This window comes from Ensifer sp. 2TAB8 (assembly GCF_052115125.1).
GTDB lineage: Bacteria > Pseudomonadota > Alphaproteobacteria > Rhizobiales > Rhizobiaceae > Ensifer.
In genome coordinates this window covers 19,465-40,981 of sequence record NZ_JBFRGB010000031.1, presented here as the reverse complement: position 1 = coordinate 40,981, position 21,517 = coordinate 19,465, and the positions used below count along the sequence as shown (strand labels likewise).

General features: G+C 63.2%; 21 protein-coding genes. 18 read left to right on the top strand and 3 right to left on the bottom strand.

Annotated features, from left to right (window positions below; translation table 11 throughout):
* The first annotated feature begins 48 nt into the window (after positions 1-48).
* The 7 genes from AB4Z53_RS31050 (at position 49) to AB4Z53_RS31020 (ending at position 7,220) form a co-directional block, all read left to right on the top strand.
* Entirely contained in the window at positions 49-1,143 is a 1,095-nt protein-coding gene (locus tag AB4Z53_RS31050) for an extracellular solute-binding protein (protein WP_113539232.1), read from the top strand.
* 74 nt (positions 1,144-1,217) lie between these two features.
* Entirely contained in the window at positions 1,218-2,099 is an 882-nt protein-coding gene (locus AB4Z53_RS31045; RefSeq protein ID WP_113539198.1) for an ABC transporter permease, read from the top strand.
* Positions 2,100-2,101: 2 nt separating this feature from the next.
* Positions 2,102-2,893, top strand: a complete 792-nt coding sequence (locus AB4Z53_RS31040) for an ABC transporter permease (protein WP_113539199.1) — start codon at positions 2,102-2,104, stop codon at positions 2,891-2,893.
* Positions 2,890-3,990 carry an ABC transporter ATP-binding protein gene (locus AB4Z53_RS31035; RefSeq protein WP_441599211.1) on the top strand — a complete coding sequence of 367 codons (1,101 nt, stop codon included), beginning with the start codon at positions 2,890-2,892 and terminating at the stop codon, positions 3,988-3,990. The genes AB4Z53_RS31040 and AB4Z53_RS31035 overlap by 4 nt, the downstream gene beginning before the upstream one ends.
* A 4-nt stretch (positions 3,991-3,994) precedes the next feature.
* On the top strand, positions 3,995-4,729 hold the full coding sequence (locus AB4Z53_RS31030; RefSeq protein ID WP_441599210.1) for an MBL fold metallo-hydrolase: 735 nt from the start codon (positions 3,995-3,997) through the stop codon (positions 4,727-4,729).
* Between the two features lie 16 nt (positions 4,730-4,745).
* Positions 4,746-6,179 carry an aldehyde dehydrogenase family protein gene (locus tag AB4Z53_RS31025; protein ID WP_441599209.1) on the top strand — a complete coding sequence of 478 codons (1,434 nt, stop codon included), beginning with the start codon at positions 4,746-4,748 and terminating at the stop codon, positions 6,177-6,179.
* Between the two features lie 195 nt (positions 6,180-6,374).
* A complete protein-coding gene (locus AB4Z53_RS31020) occupies positions 6,375-7,220 on the top strand; it encodes a DMT family transporter (protein WP_441599225.1) in 846 nt (281 codons plus the stop codon).
* 77 nt (positions 7,221-7,297) lie between these two features.
* On the opposite strand, the gene AB4Z53_RS31015 is transcribed toward AB4Z53_RS31020, so the two are convergent.
* Both AB4Z53_RS31015 and AB4Z53_RS31010 read right to left on the bottom strand, forming a co-directional pair.
* Positions 7,298-8,476 carry an aminotransferase gene (locus tag AB4Z53_RS31015; RefSeq protein ID WP_441599208.1) on the bottom strand — a complete coding sequence of 393 codons (1,179 nt, stop codon included), beginning with the start codon at positions 8,474-8,476 and terminating at the stop codon, positions 7,298-7,300.
* A 74-nt stretch (positions 8,477-8,550) separates the two neighbouring features.
* On the bottom strand, positions 8,551-9,597 hold the full coding sequence (locus AB4Z53_RS31010) for a LysR substrate-binding domain-containing protein (RefSeq protein ID WP_441599207.1): 1,047 nt from the start codon (positions 9,595-9,597) through the stop codon (positions 8,551-8,553).
* Positions 9,598-9,820: 223 nt separating this feature from the next.
* Between AB4Z53_RS31010 and speB the strand changes: the two genes are divergently transcribed.
* The 11 genes from speB to AB4Z53_RS30955 all read left to right on the top strand — a co-directional run bounded on the left by speB (position 9,821) and on the right by AB4Z53_RS30955 (position 19,764).
* On the top strand, positions 9,821-10,882 hold the full coding sequence (gene speB, locus AB4Z53_RS31005; RefSeq protein WP_113539205.1) for an agmatinase: 1,062 nt from the start codon (positions 9,821-9,823) through the stop codon (positions 10,880-10,882).
* A 92-nt stretch (positions 10,883-10,974) separates the two neighbouring features.
* Positions 10,975-11,769 (top strand): transporter substrate-binding domain-containing protein, encoded by a 795-nt coding sequence (locus AB4Z53_RS31000; RefSeq protein WP_113539206.1) that lies wholly within the window; start codon positions 10,975-10,977, stop codon positions 11,767-11,769.
* Positions 11,770-11,829: 60 nt separating this feature from the next.
* Positions 11,830-12,498, top strand: coding sequence for an amino acid ABC transporter permease (locus AB4Z53_RS30995; protein ID WP_113539207.1), 669 nt, complete (start codon positions 11,830-11,832; stop codon positions 12,496-12,498).
* On the top strand, positions 12,495-13,142 hold the full coding sequence (locus AB4Z53_RS30990) for an amino acid ABC transporter permease (protein WP_441599206.1): 648 nt from the start codon (positions 12,495-12,497) through the stop codon (positions 13,140-13,142). Before AB4Z53_RS30995 ends, AB4Z53_RS30990 begins: the two co-directional genes overlap by 4 nt.
* 73 nt (positions 13,143-13,215) lie before the next feature.
* Complete coding sequence (locus AB4Z53_RS30985) at positions 13,216-14,295, top strand: ABC transporter substrate-binding protein (protein WP_113539234.1); 1,080 nt, start codon at positions 13,216-13,218, stop codon at positions 14,293-14,295.
* A 121-nt stretch (positions 14,296-14,416) separates the two neighbouring features.
* On the top strand, positions 14,417-15,454 hold the full coding sequence (locus AB4Z53_RS30980) for an ABC transporter ATP-binding protein (protein ID WP_441599205.1): 1,038 nt from the start codon (positions 14,417-14,419) through the stop codon (positions 15,452-15,454).
* On the top strand, positions 15,451-16,305 hold the full coding sequence (locus AB4Z53_RS30975; RefSeq protein WP_113539210.1) for an ABC transporter permease: 855 nt from the start codon (positions 15,451-15,453) through the stop codon (positions 16,303-16,305). Before AB4Z53_RS30980 ends, AB4Z53_RS30975 begins: the two co-directional genes overlap by 4 nt.
* Complete coding sequence (locus AB4Z53_RS30970; protein WP_113539211.1) at positions 16,302-17,102, top strand: ABC transporter permease; 801 nt, start codon at positions 16,302-16,304, stop codon at positions 17,100-17,102. Before AB4Z53_RS30975 ends, AB4Z53_RS30970 begins: the two co-directional genes overlap by 4 nt.
* Entirely contained in the window at positions 17,099-17,878 is a 780-nt protein-coding gene (locus tag AB4Z53_RS30965; RefSeq protein WP_113539212.1) for a carbon-nitrogen hydrolase family protein, read from the top strand. The genes AB4Z53_RS30970 and AB4Z53_RS30965 overlap by 4 nt, the downstream gene beginning before the upstream one ends.
* A 185-nt stretch (positions 17,879-18,063) precedes the next feature.
* The gene (locus tag AB4Z53_RS30960) at positions 18,064-19,017 is read left to right on the top strand and encodes a ring-cleaving dioxygenase (RefSeq protein ID WP_441599204.1); all 954 of its coding nucleotides are present in this window, start codon (positions 18,064-18,066) and stop codon (positions 19,015-19,017) included.
* Between the two features lie 189 nt (positions 19,018-19,206).
* Positions 19,207-19,764, top strand: coding sequence for an NADPH-dependent FMN reductase (locus tag AB4Z53_RS30955; protein WP_441599203.1), 558 nt, complete (start codon positions 19,207-19,209; stop codon positions 19,762-19,764).
* 79 nt (positions 19,765-19,843) lie between these two features.
* Here AB4Z53_RS30955 and AB4Z53_RS30950 read toward each other — a convergent pair whose 3' ends face one another.
* Positions 19,844-21,400, bottom strand: coding sequence for a VOC family protein (locus AB4Z53_RS30950; protein ID WP_441599202.1), 1,557 nt, complete (start codon positions 21,398-21,400; stop codon positions 19,844-19,846).
* Positions 21,401-21,517: the final 117 nt, after the last annotated feature.

Here is a 21,517-nt window from a genome sequence, read left to right as displayed (position 1 = left end):
TTTTTGAAGACGCCGAAACGAGCGTCAAAACAAGAGGGCAACAGCATGATGCAGTCAGTTCGTGACGGTGCGCGCCTGCGCCGTTTTTTCTCTTCTACGGCCGCAATCGCGATTGCTGCGCTGTCGACGGTTGCCGCACCGGCGCCCGTCTTCGCGCAAGAGGAGCTCAATGCGCTCGTTTGGTGCGACCACACCGATCCTGCGCTTCTCGAACCGTTTGAAAAGGCCAACGACGTCAAAGTGAACGTCAAGGTCTATGAGGGCACCGGGGCGGGGCTCTCGATCCTCGACCAGTCGCAGCCGGGTGACTGGGACGTGCTCGTCATCGATGGCGTCGACGTGCACCGCGCCATCGATCTCGATCTGCTTGCCGAAATGCCCGCCGATGCGCTGCCGACCGCCGACATCTTCCCGGAAGTGCGCATGGAGGCGAACAACACCAAGGACGGCAAGATCTACGCCGTCACCGAGAAGTTTGGCTACAACACGATTTCCTACGACAAGACCAAGGTCGACCCGAAGGACATGCAGGACCTGTCGATCATCTGGTCGGACAAGTACAAGGGCCGCATCGCGCTCTATGACTATTACCTGCCGATGATCGGTCTCGTCGGGCTTGGCCTCGGCAAGAAGACTGCCGAGCTCAGCGAAGCCGACATGCCGGCGATCAAGGAAAAACTTGCGGCGATGCGTGCGGTCTCCAAGCAGGTGAGCGACGTCGTCTCCTCGCAGACAGCCCTTGCGACCGGCGAAGTCGACATCCTCGTCGGCGGCGGTGAATGGATCACCGCGGTTCTCTCGGCCGACAAGCCGAACCTCGACTGGACCATCCCCGAGCAGGGCGCCGTGCGCTGGGCGCAATCGATCGGGGTCATGAAGGATTCGACCAAGCAGGATCTGGCGCTGAAGTTCGTCCAGTACATCGTGAGCCCGGAAGGGCAGGCGCGGCTTGCGACGTCGTCCTGCTATTGGGCGATGCCGGCCAATGCCAAGGCGGGCGAGCATCTGACCGACCAGCAGAAGGCGGCTCTGCGCTTCGACCAGCAGGCTGAATACCTGAAGAAGACCCAGCTTTACCCGATCCCGTCGTCCGAACTCGACCAGCAGTTCCAGGACGCCTGGACGGAAATGCTGCAGCAGTAACGACAGCAGCGGGCGCGATGTGTCGCGCTCGCCCTTTTTCTTCGTTGGCCGAAATCCTTTGATCTGGGACGGTAATGGCAGACACCGCTTTGACATCAGCGACAGCGCTTGAAGACGCCGACCGCCGCAAGGCCTGGGGCTTCGTTGCTCCAGCGCTTCTGTGGACCGTCGCCTTCTTCGTCGTGCCCTTCGCTTTCATGGCGGCCATGAGCCTGTGGAAGCGGGAAGGGCGGGACATCGTCCATGTCTGGAATCTCGACAATTACGTCCGCTTCTTCTCCGAGAACGCGCTGTTCCGCGGATTGATCAACTCGCTCGAAATCACCGTCATCGTCACCGTGATTTCTGTGCTGCTTGCCTATCCGCTGGCCTGGATCATCGCCGAGCGCGTGCCGAAGCGGCTGCAGCGCATGGCGCTCATCCTGGCGATCCTGCCGTTCTGGACGTCCTATGTGGTGCGCTCCTATTCCTGGCTGCTGGTGCTGTCGAAGAACGGCGTGATCAACCAGACATTCATGAGCATCGGGCTGATCTCGGAGCCGCTGGAACTCGCGAGCACGCGTACCGGCACCGTCATCGGCTTCGTGCATTTCTTCGTCATGCTGTTGACGCTGACGATCTATTCAAATCTCATCCAGCTTTCGCCCAATTACCGCCGCGCAGCCGCCGATCTCGGCGCCAATGCCTTCCAGACCTTCTGGCATGTGGTCTTGCCGTTGACGCTGCCCGGCATCATGACCGGCGCCTTCCTCACTTTTGTCCTGTGTATCGGCGACTACGTCACGCCGCAGATCCTCGGCGGCAACAACGAGCTGGTGCTGCCGCAGATCATCATGCTGCAACTCGGGCGCCGGGCGGATTTCCCGATGGCGGCGGCGCTGTCGATCGTCCTGATGCTGGCCGTCACCGTCGCCTACCTTGCCTGCGCCCGCTGGCTGAAGATCGAGAGGGCCTGACGATGTTGCGCCAGATCTCCGCAAGCTTGCTCTCCTGGACCTATCTCGTCCTCGTCTATGCCTTCATCTTCCTGCCGGTCGCCGTGCTGGTGCTTTTCTCCTTCCAGGATGGCCGTCTGCCGGTGCCGCCGTTCAACGGCTTCTCGCTGCAATGGTACGAGGCGGTTTTCGCCGACCGCAAGCTGATGGCTGCGCTCGGCAACTCGATGGTCGTGGCACTCGTCTCCTCGGCCATCTCGGTGCTGCTTGGTTTTCTCGCGGCCTATGCGCTGGCGCGCTACAAGCTGCCGGGCTCGGCGCTGCAAAGGGGGCTGCTGATCGCACCGATGACGGTCAGCTACCTGATCATCGCGCTCGGCCTGCTGTCGCTCATGAATGCGCTGCATATCCCGCTGTCCCTGATGACCGTCGGCGTCGGCCATGTGGTGATCAACCTGCCGCTCTGCTTTGCCATCATCTATGCCTCGATGGGCGATCACCACATCAACATCGAGCGGGCGGCGCGCGATCTTGGCGCCAGCGATTTCAAGGTTATGGCGTTGGTGACGGCGCCGATGCTGATGCCCTCGATCCTTGCCGCCTTCTTCCTCTCCGTCACTTTCAGCTGGGACGAGTTCATCATCGCCTTCCTGCTGTCGCGCTTCGACGTGACGCTGCCGGTGGAGATCTGGAGTATGCTGCGCTCCGGCCTCAACCCCAAGACCAATGCCATTGGCTCGCTGGTGTTCCTCGCCTCAGTGGCCATTCTCCTCATCCTCGAGCTCTCTTTGTTCGGAAGGACGAAAAAACAATGACTGCGCCGGTCTCGATCGAAAACGTCAGCAAGATCTTCGGTGCCTTCACGGCGCTCGACAACGTTTCCCTCGATATCCGGGCGGGCGAGTTCATCGTCCTGCTCGGACCGTCGGGCTGCGGCAAGACCACGCTTCTGTCCATCCTCGGCGGCTTTCAGTCGCCAAGCACGGGCCGTGTGGCGATCGGCGGCAGGGACATGACCTATGTCGCGCCGGCCAAGCGCCCGACGACCACGATGTTCCAGGACTATGCGCTGTTTCCGCATATGCGCCTCGTCGACAATGTCGGCTTCGGGCTCAGGATGCGCGGACTTTCCAAGGCCGAGCGCGAGGAAAAGGCGCTCGGCTTCCTCGATCTTGTCGGGCTGAAGGCCTCTGCCGGCAAGAGACCGCATGAGCTCTCGGGCGGCCAGCGTCAGCGCGTGGCGCTCGCCCGCGCGCTGGCCGTCGATCCGGACGTCCTGCTTCTCGACGAACCGCTCGGCGCGCTCGATCTGAAACTTCGCCGCCAGATGCAGGATGAGCTGAAGGCGATCCAGAAGCGGGTCGGCACCACTTTCGTGCACGTCACCCACGACCAGGAGGAGGCGATGGCGATTGCCGACCGCATCGTGGTGATGAACCAGGGGCGGATCGAGGATTTCGGCCCGCCGTCGGAGATTTATATGCGCCCGCGCTCGCTGTTTTCAGCGGGGTTTATGGGCGAGGTCAATTTCGTTTCCGGTCGTGTCGCGGCGGCGGATGCCAGCTCCGCCCAAGTCGAAACACCACTCGGCAGCCTGGCGTTGCCGGCCGGCAATTTCACCGCATCGTCGCCGAAGGCCGGGGACCGGATCATGCTGACTATCCGGCCCGAGCATTTCCGCGCCGACGACAAGGCAGAGGGACCGACGGTGACGCTCGGAGAGGCGCGGGTCGCCGGCAGCGCCTTTTTCGGCACGCACTATCGTTGCCACCTGCAGCCCTGTGCTGCGGATACGAGGGCGCTTGTGGCACACCTGCCGCAATCGGCAAGCGTGCGCGAGGGCGAGATTGTGCCGCTTGCCGTGCGCGCAACCGACGTCGTAGCTTTGCCCGCCACAGGTGGACACGCGTAGCACGATGCAGAGAATTGCCCCCAAGGACTGGTACCGGGTGAGACGGCTCGACGATGGCGTCACCATCATCGACGAGCCCTTTATCCAGGAGTTCTACCGCTGCAACATCTGGCATGTGCGCGGCCGTGACCGCGACATGCTCGTCGACAGCGGCATGGGCGTCGTGTCACTCAGGCAATGGGTGCCGCTCGTCACCGAACGTGCCTTGGATGCCGTCGCTAGCCACACCCACTTCGACCATATCGGCTGCCATCACGAGTTCGAGTGCCGCTGCGTGCATTCCGCCGAGGCGGAGCTGCTGGCGCATCCGACCCGCAAGAACACGCTTGCCGATCCCTATGTCGCCRACGAGATCTTCGACGCATTGCCGCCCGAACCCTACGCCTCCACCACCTATGCGGTGAGGGCGGCGCCGGCGACGCGGCTCTTGGAAGACGGCGACCATATCGATCTCGGCGACCGGGTCTTCGAGGTGATCCATACGCCCGGCCATTCGCCCGGCGGGATTGCGCTTTGGGAGGCGAAAACCGGCGTGCTCTTCTCGGGCGACATTCTCTATGACGGGCCTCTGATCGAGGACACCTATCATTCCAATGCCGACGACTACCTGGCGTCGATGGAACGGTTGCTCGCGATCCCCGCGCGTATCGTTCATGGCGGACATTTTCCGAGCTTTTCCGGCGAGCGCTATCGCATGCTGATCCGGAACTGGCTCGCGGAGAAGCAAAAGACAAACTGACGGGAAGGAGGAGCGAATGCTCGACAAACGCAAGTTCTACATCAACGGCGCCTGGGTGGATCCCATCGTCGCAAACGATCTCGAGGTGCTGAACCCGGCTACCGAAAAGCCCATCGCTGTCATCTCGATGGGTACGGCCGCGGACATCGACCGGGCGGTTGCCGCCGCCAAGAAGGCCTTTGCCACCTACAGCCAGACCAGCGTCGAGGAACGGCTGGCGCTGCTCGAAAAGCTGCTTGCCGTCTACAAGCGCCGCTATGACGAGATGGTCGATACCATCACCATGGAGCTTGGTGCACCGAAGACCATGACCCGCGAGCAGCAGGCCGATGTCGGCGTCGGCCACCTCCAGGGCTTCATCGACGCGCTGAAGCGGCTGAAGAGCCGCGACCGGCTGCCGAACGGCGACGTCATCCTGCGCGAGCCGATCGGTGTGTGCGGTCTGATCACGCCGTGGAACTGGCCGATCAACCAGATCGCGCTGAAGGTGGTGCCGGCGCTGGCAACCGGCTCGACCTGCATCCTGAAGCCGAGCGAGTTCACGCCACTGAACGCCATGCTCTACGCCGAGATGATCGACGAGGCGGGCTTTCCGGCCGGCGTCTTCAACCTTGTCAACGGCGACGGCATCAATGCCGGTGCTGCCCTTTCCAAGCATCGCGACATCGACATGATGTCGTTCACCGGCTCGACCCGCGCCGGCATCGCCGTCAGCAAGGATGCGGCCGAGACCGTCAAGCGCGTGACGCTGGAACTCGGTGGCAAGTCGCCGAACATCGTCTTTGCCGATGCCGATCTCGAAGACCGCGTCACCGGCAGCGTGCTGGAATGCTTCAACAATTCCGGCCAGTCCTGCGACGCGCCGACCCGAATGCTGGTGGAGCGCAGCGTTTACGACCAGGTGGTCGAGATCGCCAAGCGTGTCGGCCGCGAGGCGAAGGTCGGCGACCCCACCCAGGAAGGCGGCCACATCGGTCCGCTCGTCAGCCACATCCAGTTCGGCCGGGTGCAGGCGCTGATCGAGGCAGGCATTGCCGAAGGCGCGCGTCTGCTCGTCGGCGGCGCCGGCAAGCCGGAGGGCTTCGAGACCGGCTACTTCGTCAAGCCGACGATCTTTGCCGACGTCAACAACGACATGCGCATCGCCCGCGAGGAAGTGTTCGGTCCGGTGCTCGCGATCATCCCCTTCGATACCGAAGAGGAAGCGATCGCGGTTGCCAACGACACCAATTACGGTCTCGCGGCTTACGTGCAGACGGGTGATCCGAAGCGGGCCGAGCGTGTCGCCGCGCGTCTGCGCGCCGGCATGGTGCACATCAATGGCGGGCCGCATCGCTATGGCAGCCCGTTCGGCGGCTACAAGCAGTCTGGCAACGGTCGCGAAGGCGGCATGTTCGGCCTCGAGGATTTCCTCGAAGTGAAGACTGTCCACGTTCCCGACGCTGCCTGAGAAAAGCGCAACAGCATTTGAGAGACGGCCGTCGCAATCCGCGGCGGCCGTTTTTCTTTCGGGCGTGGGCCACAAGGACTGTCACCGGCGGCCGGCATCTGATAGCTCGTCAACGATCTGCAGCAGACCACTGCTCCCTTCCGGATGCCTCCCGTGACCCACCCACATCATTCCTCGGCCCACAATCGCGTTGCCATGGCAGCACTTCTCATCGGCGGCGCTGCGATCGGCGGGTCGCCGATCTTCGTGCGACTGTCGGAAGTCGGGCCGATGGCGACCGCCTTCTGGCGCGTGGCTCTGGCGTTGATCCCGCTTCTTGCCTGGACCTGGTTCCGCCCCGAGGGTGCCGGCGGGCGGCGACCGGAAAAGCTCTCGGAATATGCGCTGCTCATCCTGCCCGGCGTGTTTCTCGCCATCGATCTCGGCGCCTGGCACTACGCGCTGACCAAGACATCCGTTGCCAACGCCACGCTGCTTGCCAATCTGGCGCCCGTTTTCGTGACACTGACGAGCTGGCTCTTGTTTCGGGCGCGTATCAGTGCGGTCTTTGCGATCGGTCTGGTCACAGCGGTCGCGGGCGTGGTGATCCTCAAGGGCGGACCGATGGCGCTCGGTGAGGGCAATCTGCTGGGGGACGGCATCGCCGTCATCGCCGCCATGTTCTATGCCGGCTATATCCTGGCGATCGGGAGGCTGCGTAGTCTCTTCAGCACGGTGCGCATCATGATCTGGAGCACGGCGTCTGCGGCGATCTGCATGCTGCCGATTGCGGCCCTGTTTGAACCGACGTTCTTTCCGGCAACGGCGTTCGGCTGGTCGATGCTCTTCGGCCTCGCCTTTGTCAGTCATGCCGGCGGGCAGGTGGCGATCACCTATGCGCTTGCCTATCTGCCGGCCGCATTTTCCTCGCTGACCTTGCTGTTGCAGCCGGTCGTGGCGGCAATTCTCGCCTGGATCCTGCTTGCCGAACCGGTCGGCATGATGCAGGCGATCGGCGGCGCCATCGTGCTTGTCGGCATCCTGATCGCGCGGCGCGGATAACGCCGCGCGCTTTCTTCAGAGCAATTCCAGGAAAAGTGTGAAGCGGTTTTCTGTCCGGAATTGCGTCATTCGCGGTCTCAGAGACCGGGCGGCGTGAAGTTTGCCAGCCGCTCTTCAAGCTGGCGGATCGTTGCGGCATCCGCATTGGCGAAGGCGAAGCGCAGATAGTTCTCCTGGCCTTCGCCGAAATAGTCGCCCGGCAGGCAGACGACGCCGGCGAGCTTTGCGAGCTTCTCCGCGATGAACTGCGAGTCGATATCCGGGAAGGGGTGGCGGACATAGGCGAAATAGGCGCCGACGGCCTGCAGCTTCCATTGCGGCAAGCGGCTCATGACATCGCGCAGCGCGTCTGCGCGTGCTGCGATCTCGGCGCGGTTTGCCTGGCGCCAGTCGGCAAGCGCAGGGATCGCCTTGGCGACCGCGGCCTGGGCCGAGCGCGGCGCGCAGATCTGCAGGTTGTCCATGATCTTCGTCACTTGCTCGATGACGGCAGGGCCAGCGGTGATCGCGCCCAGGCGATGACCGGGAATGCAGAAGGATTTCGAGAAGCTGTAGAGGCCGATGAAGCTTTCCTGCCAGCCTTCGGCTGAAAGCAGGCCATGCGGGGCGGCAGACGCGTCGGGCAGGAAGTCGCGATAGGTCTCGTCGAGGATCAGCCAGACGCCCTTGCTGCGGCAAGCCTCGTAAATGCGGCCAAGCAGCTCCGGCGGATAAACGGCACCGGTCGGGTTGTTGGGCGAGACGAGCGCGAGTGCGCGGATGCCGGGGCGAAGCGCTGCAGCGATCGCGTCGACCTCCGGCAGGAAGCCTGCACCGGCGTCGCATGGCACGAGCTCGACATGGATGCCGAGCATCGAAAGCGTCGTTTCCTGGTTGAAGTAGTAGGGGTTGGTCATCAGGATCGTGTCGCCCGCGCCGGCAATGGCCATTGCCGTGCAGATGAAGGCCTGGTTGCAGCCCGAGGTGATATGGATGTTGTCGGCCGTGATCACGGCACCATAGAGCCCGGCGACATGGGCCGAATAGGCGTCACGCAGCACCGCTTCGCCCTCGATCGCGCCATAGCCGGTATAGGCGGTGGAGGCCGCAGCTTCGCCGAGCCAGGCCAGCATGTCCGGATGGGCGGGATAGCCGGGCACCGCCTGCGACAGATCGATCAGCGGGCCACGGGAGCCGTCGTAGGATTTCGCCCAAGCCAGCACCGAAGGCACGGGCGGCGGCGAGAGCTTTTCGACGAGCGGGTTGAAATGCGGCATGGCGGGAGTTCCTGCGTTAGATAGTTTCAAGCGGGATGCGGGCGAAAATCGTATACACTTTTCCTCCTCCCGCTTCAGGCCTTGGCTTTAGGTTTCAGCGGACGCTCTGAGCGGCGATCGCGGCTTGGCGCCGAGACCGGCTGAAAGCCGTCCGGCTTCGATTTACGATCAGTTGGCTCGGATTTCGAGGTCCGGCTGCGAATAATCGTGCGCGCTGACGTCTGGAGCTCGGGCATCGGGTCGCTTTCGAGCGTCGCAAACATCCAGTCGATGAAGATGCGCACGATCGGCGCGGCCAGCACTTCATTGCGGCAGGCGACGAAGAAGGCGTCGTTGGCGGGCACCGTCAGGTCGAAAGGGGCGATCAGTTCGCCGCGCGCGATGAGGCTGCCGGCGGTGATGGTGTCGCCGAGCGCGACGCCCTGGTTGTGCAGCGCCGCTTCGGTTGAAAGCCGCGCATCGCTCATGAAATGCTGCTGGCCGCGCTGCAGGTCGCTGGCATCCGCCGCTGCGAGCCAGGTGTTCCACTCGCGTCCATCGTCGCCATGCAGCATCACGTGGTCGCGCAGATCCCGGACGGAACGCAAGGGCCGCATGTTGACGAGCGTCGGGCTTACGACCGGGAAAAGTTCGAGACGGCTCCAGAGCTTGGCCCAGGCACCGGACCAGTTGCCGTCGCCGTAGATCAGGCAGACGTCGACATCGGGCGAGTGCAGATAGGCTTCGTCGTTGGAGGCGATCAGCGTCAGGCGCACGTCCGGATATTGCTCGGTAAAGAGGTGCAGCCGCGGAATCAGCCAGAAGGAAAGCAGCGCCGGGACGCAGGTGATGCGGAGTTCGCCGCTCGTCGTCGGCCGCGTCATTGCCGCCGTCGCCGCGGCGATCTCGGCGAAAGCATGGGTGACCGCCGGCAGCAGCAGCGCGCCCTGCGGCGTCAGTTTCAGCCGCTTGCCGCCGCGCTCGAACAGCGCCGCCTTGACCGAGAGTTCGAGCGCCCGGATCTGGTGGCTGATCGCACCGTGGGTAACGTTCAGCTCGCGCGCCGCAGCCGACACGGAGCCCCGCCGCGCTGTCGCTTCGAAGGCACGCAAGGGGTTGAGCGGGGGCAGGCGGCTGGACAAATCTGGGCGTTCCGGCGGTTACAGTTATGTGAATTTTTCTCACACGAAACGCTATAACAATGTCAATTGATTTTCTAGTCGAATTACCGCCTAATGTTCATCAACAAAGGCGAAAACGCCTGGGGAACATGATCGCGCCGGACGAGCCGGCCCCATCCGCAGACAGATATCTGTGGCGCTTCACGCGCATGCCTCGGGCTATTCATGACGGAGGATTGAACGGATGGCCTGGGACAACAACAAGCTTGCCGAATTGAAGGCGAAGTACGGCGAAAGCCACGGCGGCGAACTGTTCGATCCGACCTTCCGCAAGGTTGCCGACAAGATCTTCAACAAGAGCGGCACGCGTCTCGCACCCTATTCCGGCATCCCGACCTTCCTGACGGCGCCGCACATGCCCGTCGATGCAGAAAACCCGGACTTTGGCAATCTGCAGGTGGCGATCGTCGGCATTCCGATGGATCTCGGCGTCACCAACCGTCCGGGCTCGCGTTTCGGACCGCGGGCGCTGCGTTCGATCGAGCGTATCGGCCCCTACAACCACGTGCTCGGCTGCACGCCGGTGCAGGAACTGCGGGTCGCCGATATCGGCGACGTGCCGTTCCAGAGCCGCTACCGGCTGGAACTCAGCCACGAGGATATCGAGAAGCGCATCAACCAGATCGTCGAAGCCGGCGTGCTGCCGCTCTCGGTCGGCGGCGATCACTCGATCACCCATCCGATCCTCAAGGCAGTCGGCAAGAAGCGCCCCGTCGGCATGATCCATATCGACGCCCATTGCGACACCGGCGGCGCCTACGACCTCACCAAGTTCCACCACGGCGGTCCGTTCCGCAACGCGGTGCTCGACGGTGTGCTCGACCCGACTCGCGTCGTGCAGATCGGCATTCGCGGCTCGGCCGAATATCTCTGGGAGTTCTCCTACGAGTCCGGCATGACGGTCATCCATGCGGAAGAAGTGACCGGTCTCGGCATTCCCGCGATCATCGAGAAGGCGAAGAAGATCGTCGGCGATGGCCCGACCTATCTCTCCTTCGACATCGACAGCCTCGATCCGTCTTTCGCTCCGGGCACCGGGACGCCGGAAGTGGGTGGCCTCACGACCCGCGAAGTGCTGGAATTGATCCGCGGCCTCAAGGGAGTCAATCTGGTCGGCGGCGACGTCGTGGAAGTGGCGCCGCAATACGACTCGACCACCAATACCGCCCATGCCGGTGCCCAGGTGCTCTTCGAAATCCTGAGCCTCATGGTCTTCAGCCCGGCGATCACAGGCAAGTCCGCCTGACGCCCGGAAAAATGTTTGTCGGCTGCCGGACCGGAACCGGCGGTCGACCACCAGACTGCACAATCACAAAGCTTCCGGGTAGGGGAATTACCATGACGATCCATGCAAAACTGAAGACAGCATTCGCCGCTGCCCTGATGCTCGGTGCAGCCGCCGGCATCGCCAAGGCCGATGCGCTCGCCGATATCAAGTCCGCCGGCCAGATCAATGTCGGCATCTTCTCCGACTTCCCGCCCTTCTCGTCTGCCAGCGCCGACATGAGCATCAAGGGCTACGATGTCGACGTGGCCCAGCAGATCGCCGATGACCTCGGCGTCAAGCTGAACCTCGTCAGCGTCACCGGCCAGAACCGTATTCCCTATCTCAACGACAAGCGCGTCGATATCCTGATGAGCGTCGGCTTCTCCAAGGAGCGCGCCGAGGTGATCGATTTCGCCGCCGCCTATGCGCCGTACTACATCGCCGTCATCGGCCCGGCGGAACTGAAGGTCGCCGGCAAGGAAGACCTTGCGGAGAAGACCATCGCCGTCAACCGTGGCACGCTGGAAGACACCTCGCTGACCGAGGCAGCACCAGCCAATGCCGACATCCAGCGCTTCGACAACTACAATGCGGTGATCCAGGCCTTCATTTCCGGCCAGACGCAACTGATGGTCGTCGGCAACGACGTCGGCGCCCAGGTGCTGGCTCGCCAGGAGGCGCTGAAGCCGGAGCAGAAATTCCAGCTTCTGACCTCACCGTCGCATATCGGTCTCAACAAGAGCGAGGAAGGCCTGAAGAAGGCGGTCAATGACTCCGTCGCCAAAATGCTCTCGGACGGCAAGTTGAACGCGAGCTCCGAAGCCTGGCTGAAGACGCCGCTCAACCCCGAGAACCTCAAGGACTAACAAGAGCCTGACGGCCGCGAGGAGCCTGAGCTTCTCGCGGACCTCTGGGGAGGCGCGACGATGGGCTACGGCCTCAGCTTCGGTTGGCTCAAGGACGCCGCGGGCGCGATCGCCCATGGCGCGGCCATGACCGTGTTCCTGATCGCCTGCACGACCGTGCTCGGCATCCTGATCAGCATTCTCTTTGCCGCCGTCCGTCGCAGCCGCTACTCGGTGCTGCGCAAGGCCGTGGCCGTCTATGTCGAAGTCGTCAGGAACACGCCGTTTCTGGTGCAGCTGTTCTTCATCTATTTCGGACTGCCGAGCCTCGGCATCCGGCTAGACCCGATCGTCGCGGCCATTCTGGCGATGACGCTCAACATGGCTGCCTATACGACCGAGATCGTCGGCGCAGGTCTTGACGCCGTACCGAAGGGGCAGAGCGAGGCGGCCTTTGCGCTTGGGCTAAAGCCCCGTCAGGTCTTCGTCAAGATCATCCTGCCGCAGGCGCTGAAGGTGATCTTTCCGGCGCTCACCAGCCAGGTGATCATCATGATGCTGGAATCAGCCGTCGTCTCGCAGATCGCGGTGCGGGAGCTGGCGCATGAGGCGGACTTGCTTCAGGCTCGGACTTTCCGCTCATTCGAGACCTACTTCGTCGTCACGCTGATCTATCTCGCCCTGTCGATGGCGATCCGGCGGCTCTTCGTTGCCGGTGGCAGGCGGGCGCTTGGAGCCGACGTGTCATGATCGAATTCACCTTTTGGGACATCCTGCGCAACCTGATCTTCGCCACGCGGTGGACGATCCTCCTGTCTGTTGTCGCTTTTGCCGGTGGGGCTGCGGTGGGACTGATGATCCTGGCTGCGCGCATCTCCGAGCGCCGCTGGCCACGCCGCCTCGGCTCCGGTTACATCGCGCTCTTCCAGGGCACGCCGCTTTTGATGCAGCTGTTCTTGATGTTCTTCGGTCTGCCGATGCTGGGCTTCCGGATCGAGCCGTGGACGGCGGCGGCCCTCGGGCTCACCTTCTATGCCAGCGCCTATCTTGCCGAAATCTGGCGCGGTGGCGTGGAGGCATTGCCGCGCGGTCAATGGGATGCCGGGGCGAGCCTGGGGCTTCATCGCCTGCAGGAACTGCGCCTCGTCATCCTGCCGCAGGCCTTCGCGATCACCCGGCCGGCGGCCGTCGGCTTTCTCGTGCAGCTCATCAAGAGCACGGCGCTCACCTCGATCATCGGTTTCGAAGAGCTTCTCAGAACCGCGAATGCGATCAATAATGCCACTTTCGAACCTTTCACGGTCTATGGGCTGGTGGCAGTCATCTTCTTCGTGCTGTGTTATCCGCTGACACAATATGCACGCATGCTGGAGCGCAAATCACCCGCGCACTGAGACTGAAAATATGCAAGAAATCAAACAGAACAGGGAACAAGGCGGATCACCGCCGGAACAAAGGAGACAGATGATGATCACCACTTCCATCAAGCGACGGACGCTGCTCGGTGCCGGCCTAGCCGGCGCTTCCATGCTGGCGATGCCGTCGATCCTGAGAGCACAGGACAAATCGCTGAAGGTCGGCGTCTACGGCGGCTATTTCAAAACTTCGTTCGACAAGAACATCTTCCCGGAATTCACCAAGGCGACCGGCATTGCCGTCGAATCGATCGCAGAGCCGACTGGTGAAGCCTGGCTCGTTCAGCTTGAGCAGGCAGCTCGCGCCGGCCAGGCACCGGCCGACGTCTCGATGATGTCGCAGGTGGCGATGCTGAAGGGTCAGTCGACCGATCTTTGGACGCCACTCGATACGGCGAAGATCAAGAACGCGTCGAACCTGCTCGACCGCTTCGTCAACAAGTATCCGGATGGCCGCATCGCCGGCATCGGCGCCGTCTCCTGGTACATCACGCTGGTAACCAACACCGACGTCTACAAGGAAGCACCAACATCCTGGTCTGCCTTCTGGGATCCGGCGAACGCTGACAAGCTCGGCCTGCTGGCGCTCGTTTCCAACTCGTTCCTGCTCGAAGTGACGGCCAAGACCTTCATGGGCGGCACGAATGCGCTCGACACGGAAGAGGGCCTGTTGAAGGCCTTCGACAAGCTGGCCGAGGTCAAGCCGAACGTCCGCCTCTGGTACCGCGACGAAGCGCAGTTCGAGCAGTCGCTGAAGTCGGGCGAAATCCCGATGGGCCAGTACTATCACGACGTGACCGGCCTTGCGGCGGCCGACGGTCATCCTGTCCGTTCCACCTTCCCGAAGGAAGGCGGCATCCAGGACTCCGGTTGCTGGGCGCTGTCGCGCGCTTCGCAGAAGTCGGAAGAGGCCCATATCTTTATCGACTACATGTGCCAGCCCTCGATCCAGGCGACGCTGTCGCGCAAGGTCGGGACGTCGCCGACCGTCAAGCGCGAAGTCACGGATCTCACCGACAAGGAGTTCGCAGCCGTCTCGTCCGACATCGAGCCGATCATTCCGCGCTACGACCTCTACCAGACGAAGTCGGATTGGCTGAACCAGAAGTGGACCGAGCTGATCGTTGGTTGAGGTTGACCGACGACCTTCCTCGACCTTCGAGGAAGACTGACTTAACGACGGGGAGCGCCTTTCGGCGCTCCCCGCCTGAACCCCTCCCATGAGGAGGAGGGGACCATTCCGCGGAGAAACAATGTCCGGACTTGCCCTTCAAAACGTCGTCAAGGAATTCGGAGCCTTCAGGGCCGTCAACAATGTCGACCTGACCGTGCCGCACGGCACCTTCGTCTGCATGCTCGGACCCTCCGGTTGCGGCAAGACCACGCTGCTCCGCATGATCGCCGGGCTTGACCTGCCGACCGGCGGCGCGATCCGGCTCGACGGCGAGGACATCACCCGCGTGCCGACGCATAAGCGCAATCTCGGCATGGTGTTCCAGTCGCTGGCGCTGTTTCCGCATCTGACCGTCGGCGAGAACATCGCCTATCCCTTGCGCATCCGCGGCGTCGCCAAGGAAGAGCAGAAGAAGCGCGTCGACGAGCTTCTGTCGATGATCCATCTCTCCGGCTATGCTGATCGGCCCGTCGCCAAGCTCTCCGGCGGCCAGCGCCAGCGCGTGGCGATCGCCCGTGCCTTGTCGATTTCGCCGAAACTGTTCCTGCTCGACGAGCCGCTGTCGGCGCTCGACGCGAAGCTGCGCGAAGCGATGCAGGTGGAATTGCGCCAGCTGCAGCAGAAGCTCGGTATCACCACCATCGTCGTCACCCACGACCAGCGCGAAGCGATGACCATGGCCGACACCGTCGTCGTCATGAGCGGCGGCGAGATCCGCCAGGCCGCGTCGCCGATCGAAATCTATCGCCGCCCGGCCGACAGCTTCGTTGCCGACTTCATCGGCCAGACGAACCTGCTCGATGTTCAGGGCGACAGTTCCGGCCGTGCCGTGGTGCTCGGCCAGGCGATCCCCGGCCTCGCGCTCCCGGCCGGTGCCGCCAAGGGCACGCTGTCGGTCCGCCCGGAAGACGTGCATCTGACCGCGCCCGGCGCCGGCGCGCTCACCGGCAGGGTCACCTTCGTGCGTGACCTCGGCGGCACGATCGAAACTTTCGTCGATATCGCCGGACACCAGATCGTCGCCGTCTCCACACCGCGCGCCCGACCCGACGTCACCGTCGGCCAGGAGGTCGGCATCGCGCTCACCCCGGATGTCTGCGTGGTGCTGAAGAAATGAGACGCGAACCGCCCCAGACCCTTGGCGACTATGCGCCGCTCCTCTTTCCCGCCGCGATGCTCACAATCTTCTTCGTCGTGCCCTTTGGCACGATGATCGCCGTCAGCTTCTTCCAGCGCCAGCAGGGCGGCTTCTATACGCCGGCCTTCGTCTTCGACAATTACGCCCGCTTCCTTTCGGTCTTCTTCGGCGGCGTGCTCGGCTTTTCGCTGCTGCTGGCGATCACGGTGGCGATCTGCTGCGTCGTGCTCGCCTTGCCCTTCACCTACATGCTGACGCGCATGGCGCGGAAGGTGCAGGTGGTGTGGCTGGTCGCGCTTCTGTCGATCCTGTCGCTCTCCGAAGTTATCATCGGCTTTGCCTGGTCGACGCTGTTTTCGCGCACCGCTGGCATCACCAATATTCTCGTCGCGCTCGACATCATGGCGGAGGCGAAGGCGTTGACGCCGAGCTTCGGCGCGGTTTTGACCGGCATGGTCTACCAGGCCTTTCCCTATACGGTTCTGGTGCTTTTCCCGGCGCTCGTCCGTCTCGATCCGACGCTGACGGAGGCGGCGCGCACACTCGGTGCATCGCCGCTGAAGGCCTTCTTCACCGTGGTCGTGCCGGCGCTTCGCAACACCATCACCGCCACGCTGATCATGGTCTTCATCTTCGCGCTCGGCTCCTATCTGCTGCCGCAGCTTCTCGGCCGGCCGCAGCATTGGACGCTCTCGGTGCTGATCACCGACCAGGCGATCTACCAGTCGAACATGCCGTTCGCCGCCGCCATGGCCGTCTTCCTCGTGCTGGTGACGCTCGGCCTCGTCGCGCTCACCGTGATTGCCGGACGCAAGGGAGAGGCGGCATGATCTCGATCTTCCGCAAAGCCTATTTTTTCCTGATCGGCCTGTTCCTGGCGCTGCCGCTGATCGTCGTTGCCGGTGTTTCCGTCAACGAGAAGCAGACGCTTGCCTTTCCGCCGCAGGGCTTTTCGCTTTCCTGGTACGGCGAAATCTTCCTCAATCCGGAATGGCGCAACGCCCTCTTTGCCTCGGTGACGCTGGCCGTGCTTTCGGCAGCGCTTGCGGTCGCGATCGCCCTGCCGCTCTCCTGGTTCCTGTGGCGGCGCATCGCACCCTGGGCGAACATCTTCCAGCTTCTCGGTGTGGCACCGTTCACGCTGCCGCCGGTCATCACCGCGCTCGGCATGCTCACCTTCTGGGCGACGGTCGGCTTTTACGGCCAGCCCTGGACGGCCGTCGTCAGCCACGCGATCTTCTTTGTGACGCTGCCGCTGGTGACGCTTTCGCTCGGCTTCACCTCGATCGACCGATCTCTCGTCGAGGCGGCCTCGACCATGGGCGCCGACGAGCGCACGATCTTCCGTACCGTCGTGCTGCCGCTGATCCTGCCCTATATCGTTTCCGGCTATGCCTTCGCTTTCGTGCTGTCGCTCAACGAATATATCGTTGCCTACATGACGGTCGGCTTCACGGTGGAAACGCTGCCGATCAAGATCTTCAATGCGCTCCGTTACGGCTACACGCCGACCATGGCTTCGGTGACGATCCTGTTCGTCACGACCGCTGCGGTGATCTTCGGTCTCGTCGCCCGCTTCGGCGACCTGCCGAAGCTGCTTGGCGCCATGTCGTCGGATGGTAAATGATGAAGCTCGCAGCCCTCCAGATGCAATCGGCGGCGGGCGACGTCGCCGCCAATCTCGACCGGATCGCGCGTGCTGCGGCGGAAGCTGCCGCCCAAGGGGCGACACTGCTCCTGACGCCCGAACTCGGCATCACCGGTTACGGCGCCGGCGCGGCGCTGGCGGCACTCGCCGAAGCGCCGGATGGGGCGATCGTTCAGCGTCTGAAGGCGATCTCGTCTGAGACGGGCATTGCGCTCATCGCCGGCTTTGCCGAGCGTGACGGCAACGATGTCTACAACAGCGCCGTCTATGTCGATGGCGATGCAGCGCCGGTCGTCTATCGCAAGTCTCATCTCTACGGCGATTACGAGCGCTCGATCTTCAAGGCGCCCGGTCCCGAGGCAAAGCTGTTCGTGCATCGCGGCGTCACCTGCGGCATGCTGATCTGCTACGACGTCGAGTTCCCGGAGAACGTTCGGCGGCTGGCGCTGGCGGGCGCCGAGGCTGTGCTGGTGCCGACGGCGCTGCCGGCGGGCTGGTCCGGGTCCTTCATCGCCGAACACATGATCCAGACGCGCGCTTTCGAAAACCAGGTGTTCGTTGCCTACATCAATCATCACGGCTCGGATCCGCTGTTCTCCTTCGCCGGGCTATCGCGCGTCGCCGCGCCCGACGGGCAATTGCTTGCCAAGGCGGGGGCGGGAGAGGAAGCCATGCTCCTCGTCGACATCGACCCCAAGACCTATGCTATCTCCCGCCTTGAAAACACCTATCTCGGTGATCTGAATAGGCGCTGAGCCTCTGCCGGTCGGCTGCGTCGCATAGTGCGTGGCGGCTTTGAGCTTGGCGCGGATGCAGAAACAAGAACGCTCGGCGATTGTTCGTTCAGCGAGAACGTTCCGTTCTTTATTGATCCACTGTCGGAAACGATACGCCATCCCATATTGGGCTCAACAGCAATGCCAACGCATTGGAGGCAATCATGAGCTTGCAACTGACTGGGATCCACCATCTGACGGCAATCACCGCCAACGCTCCGGAGAACCTGCGCTTCTATACGCAGGTCCTCGGTCTGCGGCTGGTCAAGAAGACCGTCAACCAGGATGACACCACCGCCTACCACCTCTTCTATGCCGACGGGCGCGCGACGCCCGGGACCGACCTGACCTTCTTCGACTGGCCGGTCGGCCCCGAAGGGCGCGGCACGCACAGCATCTCGCGCGCGGGGCTCCGTGTCGGCGGCGCCGAGAGCGTTCAGTGGTGGAAGCGCCGCTTCGACGAACTCAAGGTTTTAAGCGGCGAAGTCACCGAGATCGATGGCCRTGTCTCGCTTGACTTCGAGGACGGCGAAGGCCAGCGCTTCCGGCTGGTCGACGATGGCGGGCTCCAGCCCTCGCACCCCTGGGAAAAGAGCCCGGTTCCGGCCGAGCACCAGATCAAGGGTCTCGGGCCCATCACCATCAGCGTGCCGGACATCACCAACACCGAGCTCGTCCTCACGCATGTGATGAACATGAGCAAGGCCCGCACCTATCTGTCGCCGGACGGCGAGGGCGAAGTCAACGTCTTCACCATGGGCGAGGGCGGTCCTGCGGCCGAACTGCACGTCGCGGTTCAGCCGGGTCTGCCGATTGCCCGGCAGGGCGCCGGTGCCGTGCACCACGTCGCCTTCCGGGCGCCGGATAATGCGGCGCTGACGGAGTGGACGGAACGCCTCAACGGCTTCCGTCTGCCGTCGAGCGGTGAAGTCGAACGCTATTATTTCCGCTCGCTCTATTTCCGCGAGCCGAATGGCATTCTCTTCGAGATCGCGACCGATGGTCCCGGTTTCGCCGTCGACGAGCCGATGGAGACGCTGGGTGAAAGCCTGTCTCTGCCGCCGTTCCTGGAGCCGAAGCGCGCCCAGATCGAGGCGCGGCTGAAGCCGCTGGTCTAACAGTCTGATCCAAACGAAAAGCCGGGGATTCGTCCCCGGCTTTTTTGTCTCTATCCCTCTGATCCTGTTGGACTTCGGCTTGCCACGGACCCATCATGATGGCTGCTGCGTTATAGACCGGCAACTGCATTCCGCCTCGCTTTCGGGGCGCGCCTGCACGACCCTGTGGAGTAGGAAGGACCAAATCTCATGACGAAAATCCTCGGGATATCCGGGAGCCTGCGCAAGGCGTCGTTCAATACCGGGCTGATGCGGGCGGCCGCGGAAAATCTGCCCGATGGCGTCGAATTCGACACGGCGACGCTGCATGGGATACCGCTCTATGACGGCGATGTCGAAAAGGAGAGTGGCATTCCGCCGGCCGTGACGGCGCTCAAGCAGCAAGTGATGGCCGCCGACGGCGTCATCCTGTTCACGCCCGAATACAACAACTCCATCCCCGGCGTGTTCAAGAACGGGATCGACTGGCTGAGCAGGCCATCCGCCGACATTGCCAAAGTGTTTCGCAACCGGCCGTTCGCGCTTGCCGGCGCCTCGCCCGGCAATTTCGGCACCATACTCAGCCAGAACGCCTGGCTGTCCGTTATGCGTACGCTCGGTGCCGAACTCTGGTCGGGCAAACGGCTGATGTTGCCCAAGGCGGATACGCTGTTCGATGCCGAGGGGACGCTGACGGATGCCGATGCCCGCGACCGGCTGGCGGCCTTCGTCAAGGCGTTTGCGGATTTTGCAGCGGCCGAGAAGTAGGCTTGAGGCAAACGTGAAGCAGTTGACCACGTGGCCCGGTGCGGAATAGCCCGGGCCCACGTTTTACATCGTCAGCTTCTCACAGCTCCTTGTCCGCCAGCCATTGCTGGATGGCCGCAATATCCGGCGCACCGATTTCGTGGCCCATGTCGAGTTCGGCCGTCGTCAGATCGGCCCCGGTGCGGGAAAGCTCTTCCTTGAGGCGCGGAGCGAAATCGCCATAGCCGTCATGCTTGCCTGTCAGGAGCAGCACCTTCGTACCGGTGAGATCCGGTGGCGGCACGTCGTCGATGACGAGCATCGAGCGCATCAGCACGACATTTCGGATCAGGCCCGGATGCAGCAGCATCAGCGCAGCCAGCAGATTGGCGCCGTTGGAGTAGCCGATGAACACGGTCTTATCGAGATCGATGCGGTAGCCTTCCCGGGCGCCTTCGACGAAGGCAGCGAAGGCCTCTGCCTCCGCGCGCACATCCTTCTGGTCGAAGGTCGTTGGCGAATAGCGGCGGAACCAGCGCGGCGTTCTCTCCTCGTTCGATCGGCCGCGAATGCCGACCAGTGTCGCTTCGCGGTCGACCTGGTGGGCGAGGTAGAGAAGCTGGGTCTCGTTGGCGCCGCTGCCGTGCAGCAGCATGAAGGTGCGATCATCGAGCACATCGGGGTGATAGAAACGGTGCACGAAGGGCAGGTCGCGCTCAGTCAGCCGCGGCTCGCCCGGCAGCGCGAATTGCGGCATGGCGAGAAGCATTTCCTCCCGGGCGGCACTGAAATGCGCAGGCACGAAGAGTTCCGTGCCGAGCGTTTCCTTGGGTTCGTCGACCGTGAAGCCGGGCACGTCGCTGGCCAGTTCGTAGAGCGAGCCGCCGGGTTCGCGTACGTAGAGCGAATAGAAATATTTGCGGTCATGCGCATTGATCGCGCCCGCGCCATCGCGTTGCAGGTCCGCGTGCACCCGCTCCACGGCGGCTCGGTCAGGAGCGCGGAAGGCGATATGATCGATCGTTCCGGTTCCGGCCGCCGACGTCCAGAAGCCGGTCGCGTCGCGCACATCGATGACGTCGCCCGAGGTGGAGGTGAGGCGACGGATCGTGTCGCTGGAGGCCGATTCGCTGTAGCCGAAATGCGTTTTCAGGAAGCGAACCGAGTCTTCCGGTTTCTCGGTGAGGATCGTGGCGCCGCGCAGGCGCCGGATCGCGTCTTCTTCCGGAATGTCGCGCGTGCTCCAGGGGGCCGCGGCGGAAACCGCATCCGTGCCGACGAGCTTGACGATGACGCCATCCGGGTCCTTGAGCCGCAGCACCGGTTCGCCGAACTCCTGCGCCGGCCCTGACGTCGCGATATTGAATTGCAGCGCGCGGGTCAGCCAGAAGCCGATACTCTCCGGCCGGATGGCGAAGGCAATCTCGCTCGGCTGGCTGTGGCCGACACGGCCGCGGCCGCCGTCCTCCCACATCAGGAAGGTAACGAGCGAGCCGGGCGAACCCTTGGCGTCGCCGTAGAAGAGGTGCAACTGGTTGGCGTCCTCGTAGCCGCCGGTCCGCTTGACGAGCCGCAAGCCCAGGAAACCGACATAGAAGTCGACGTTTGCCTGGACCTTCCGGGCGATCAGGGTGATGTGATGGATGCCGCTCGTCATTCTCATTTCCTCATTGGTCTTAGCGCACAAAACACGAAGCGCAGCGCCGGCGCCAGAAGCGCTGCGGCGAACGCTGTGTTTACGCGCCGCGCGCCTATCGCGACGCGCTATAATTTC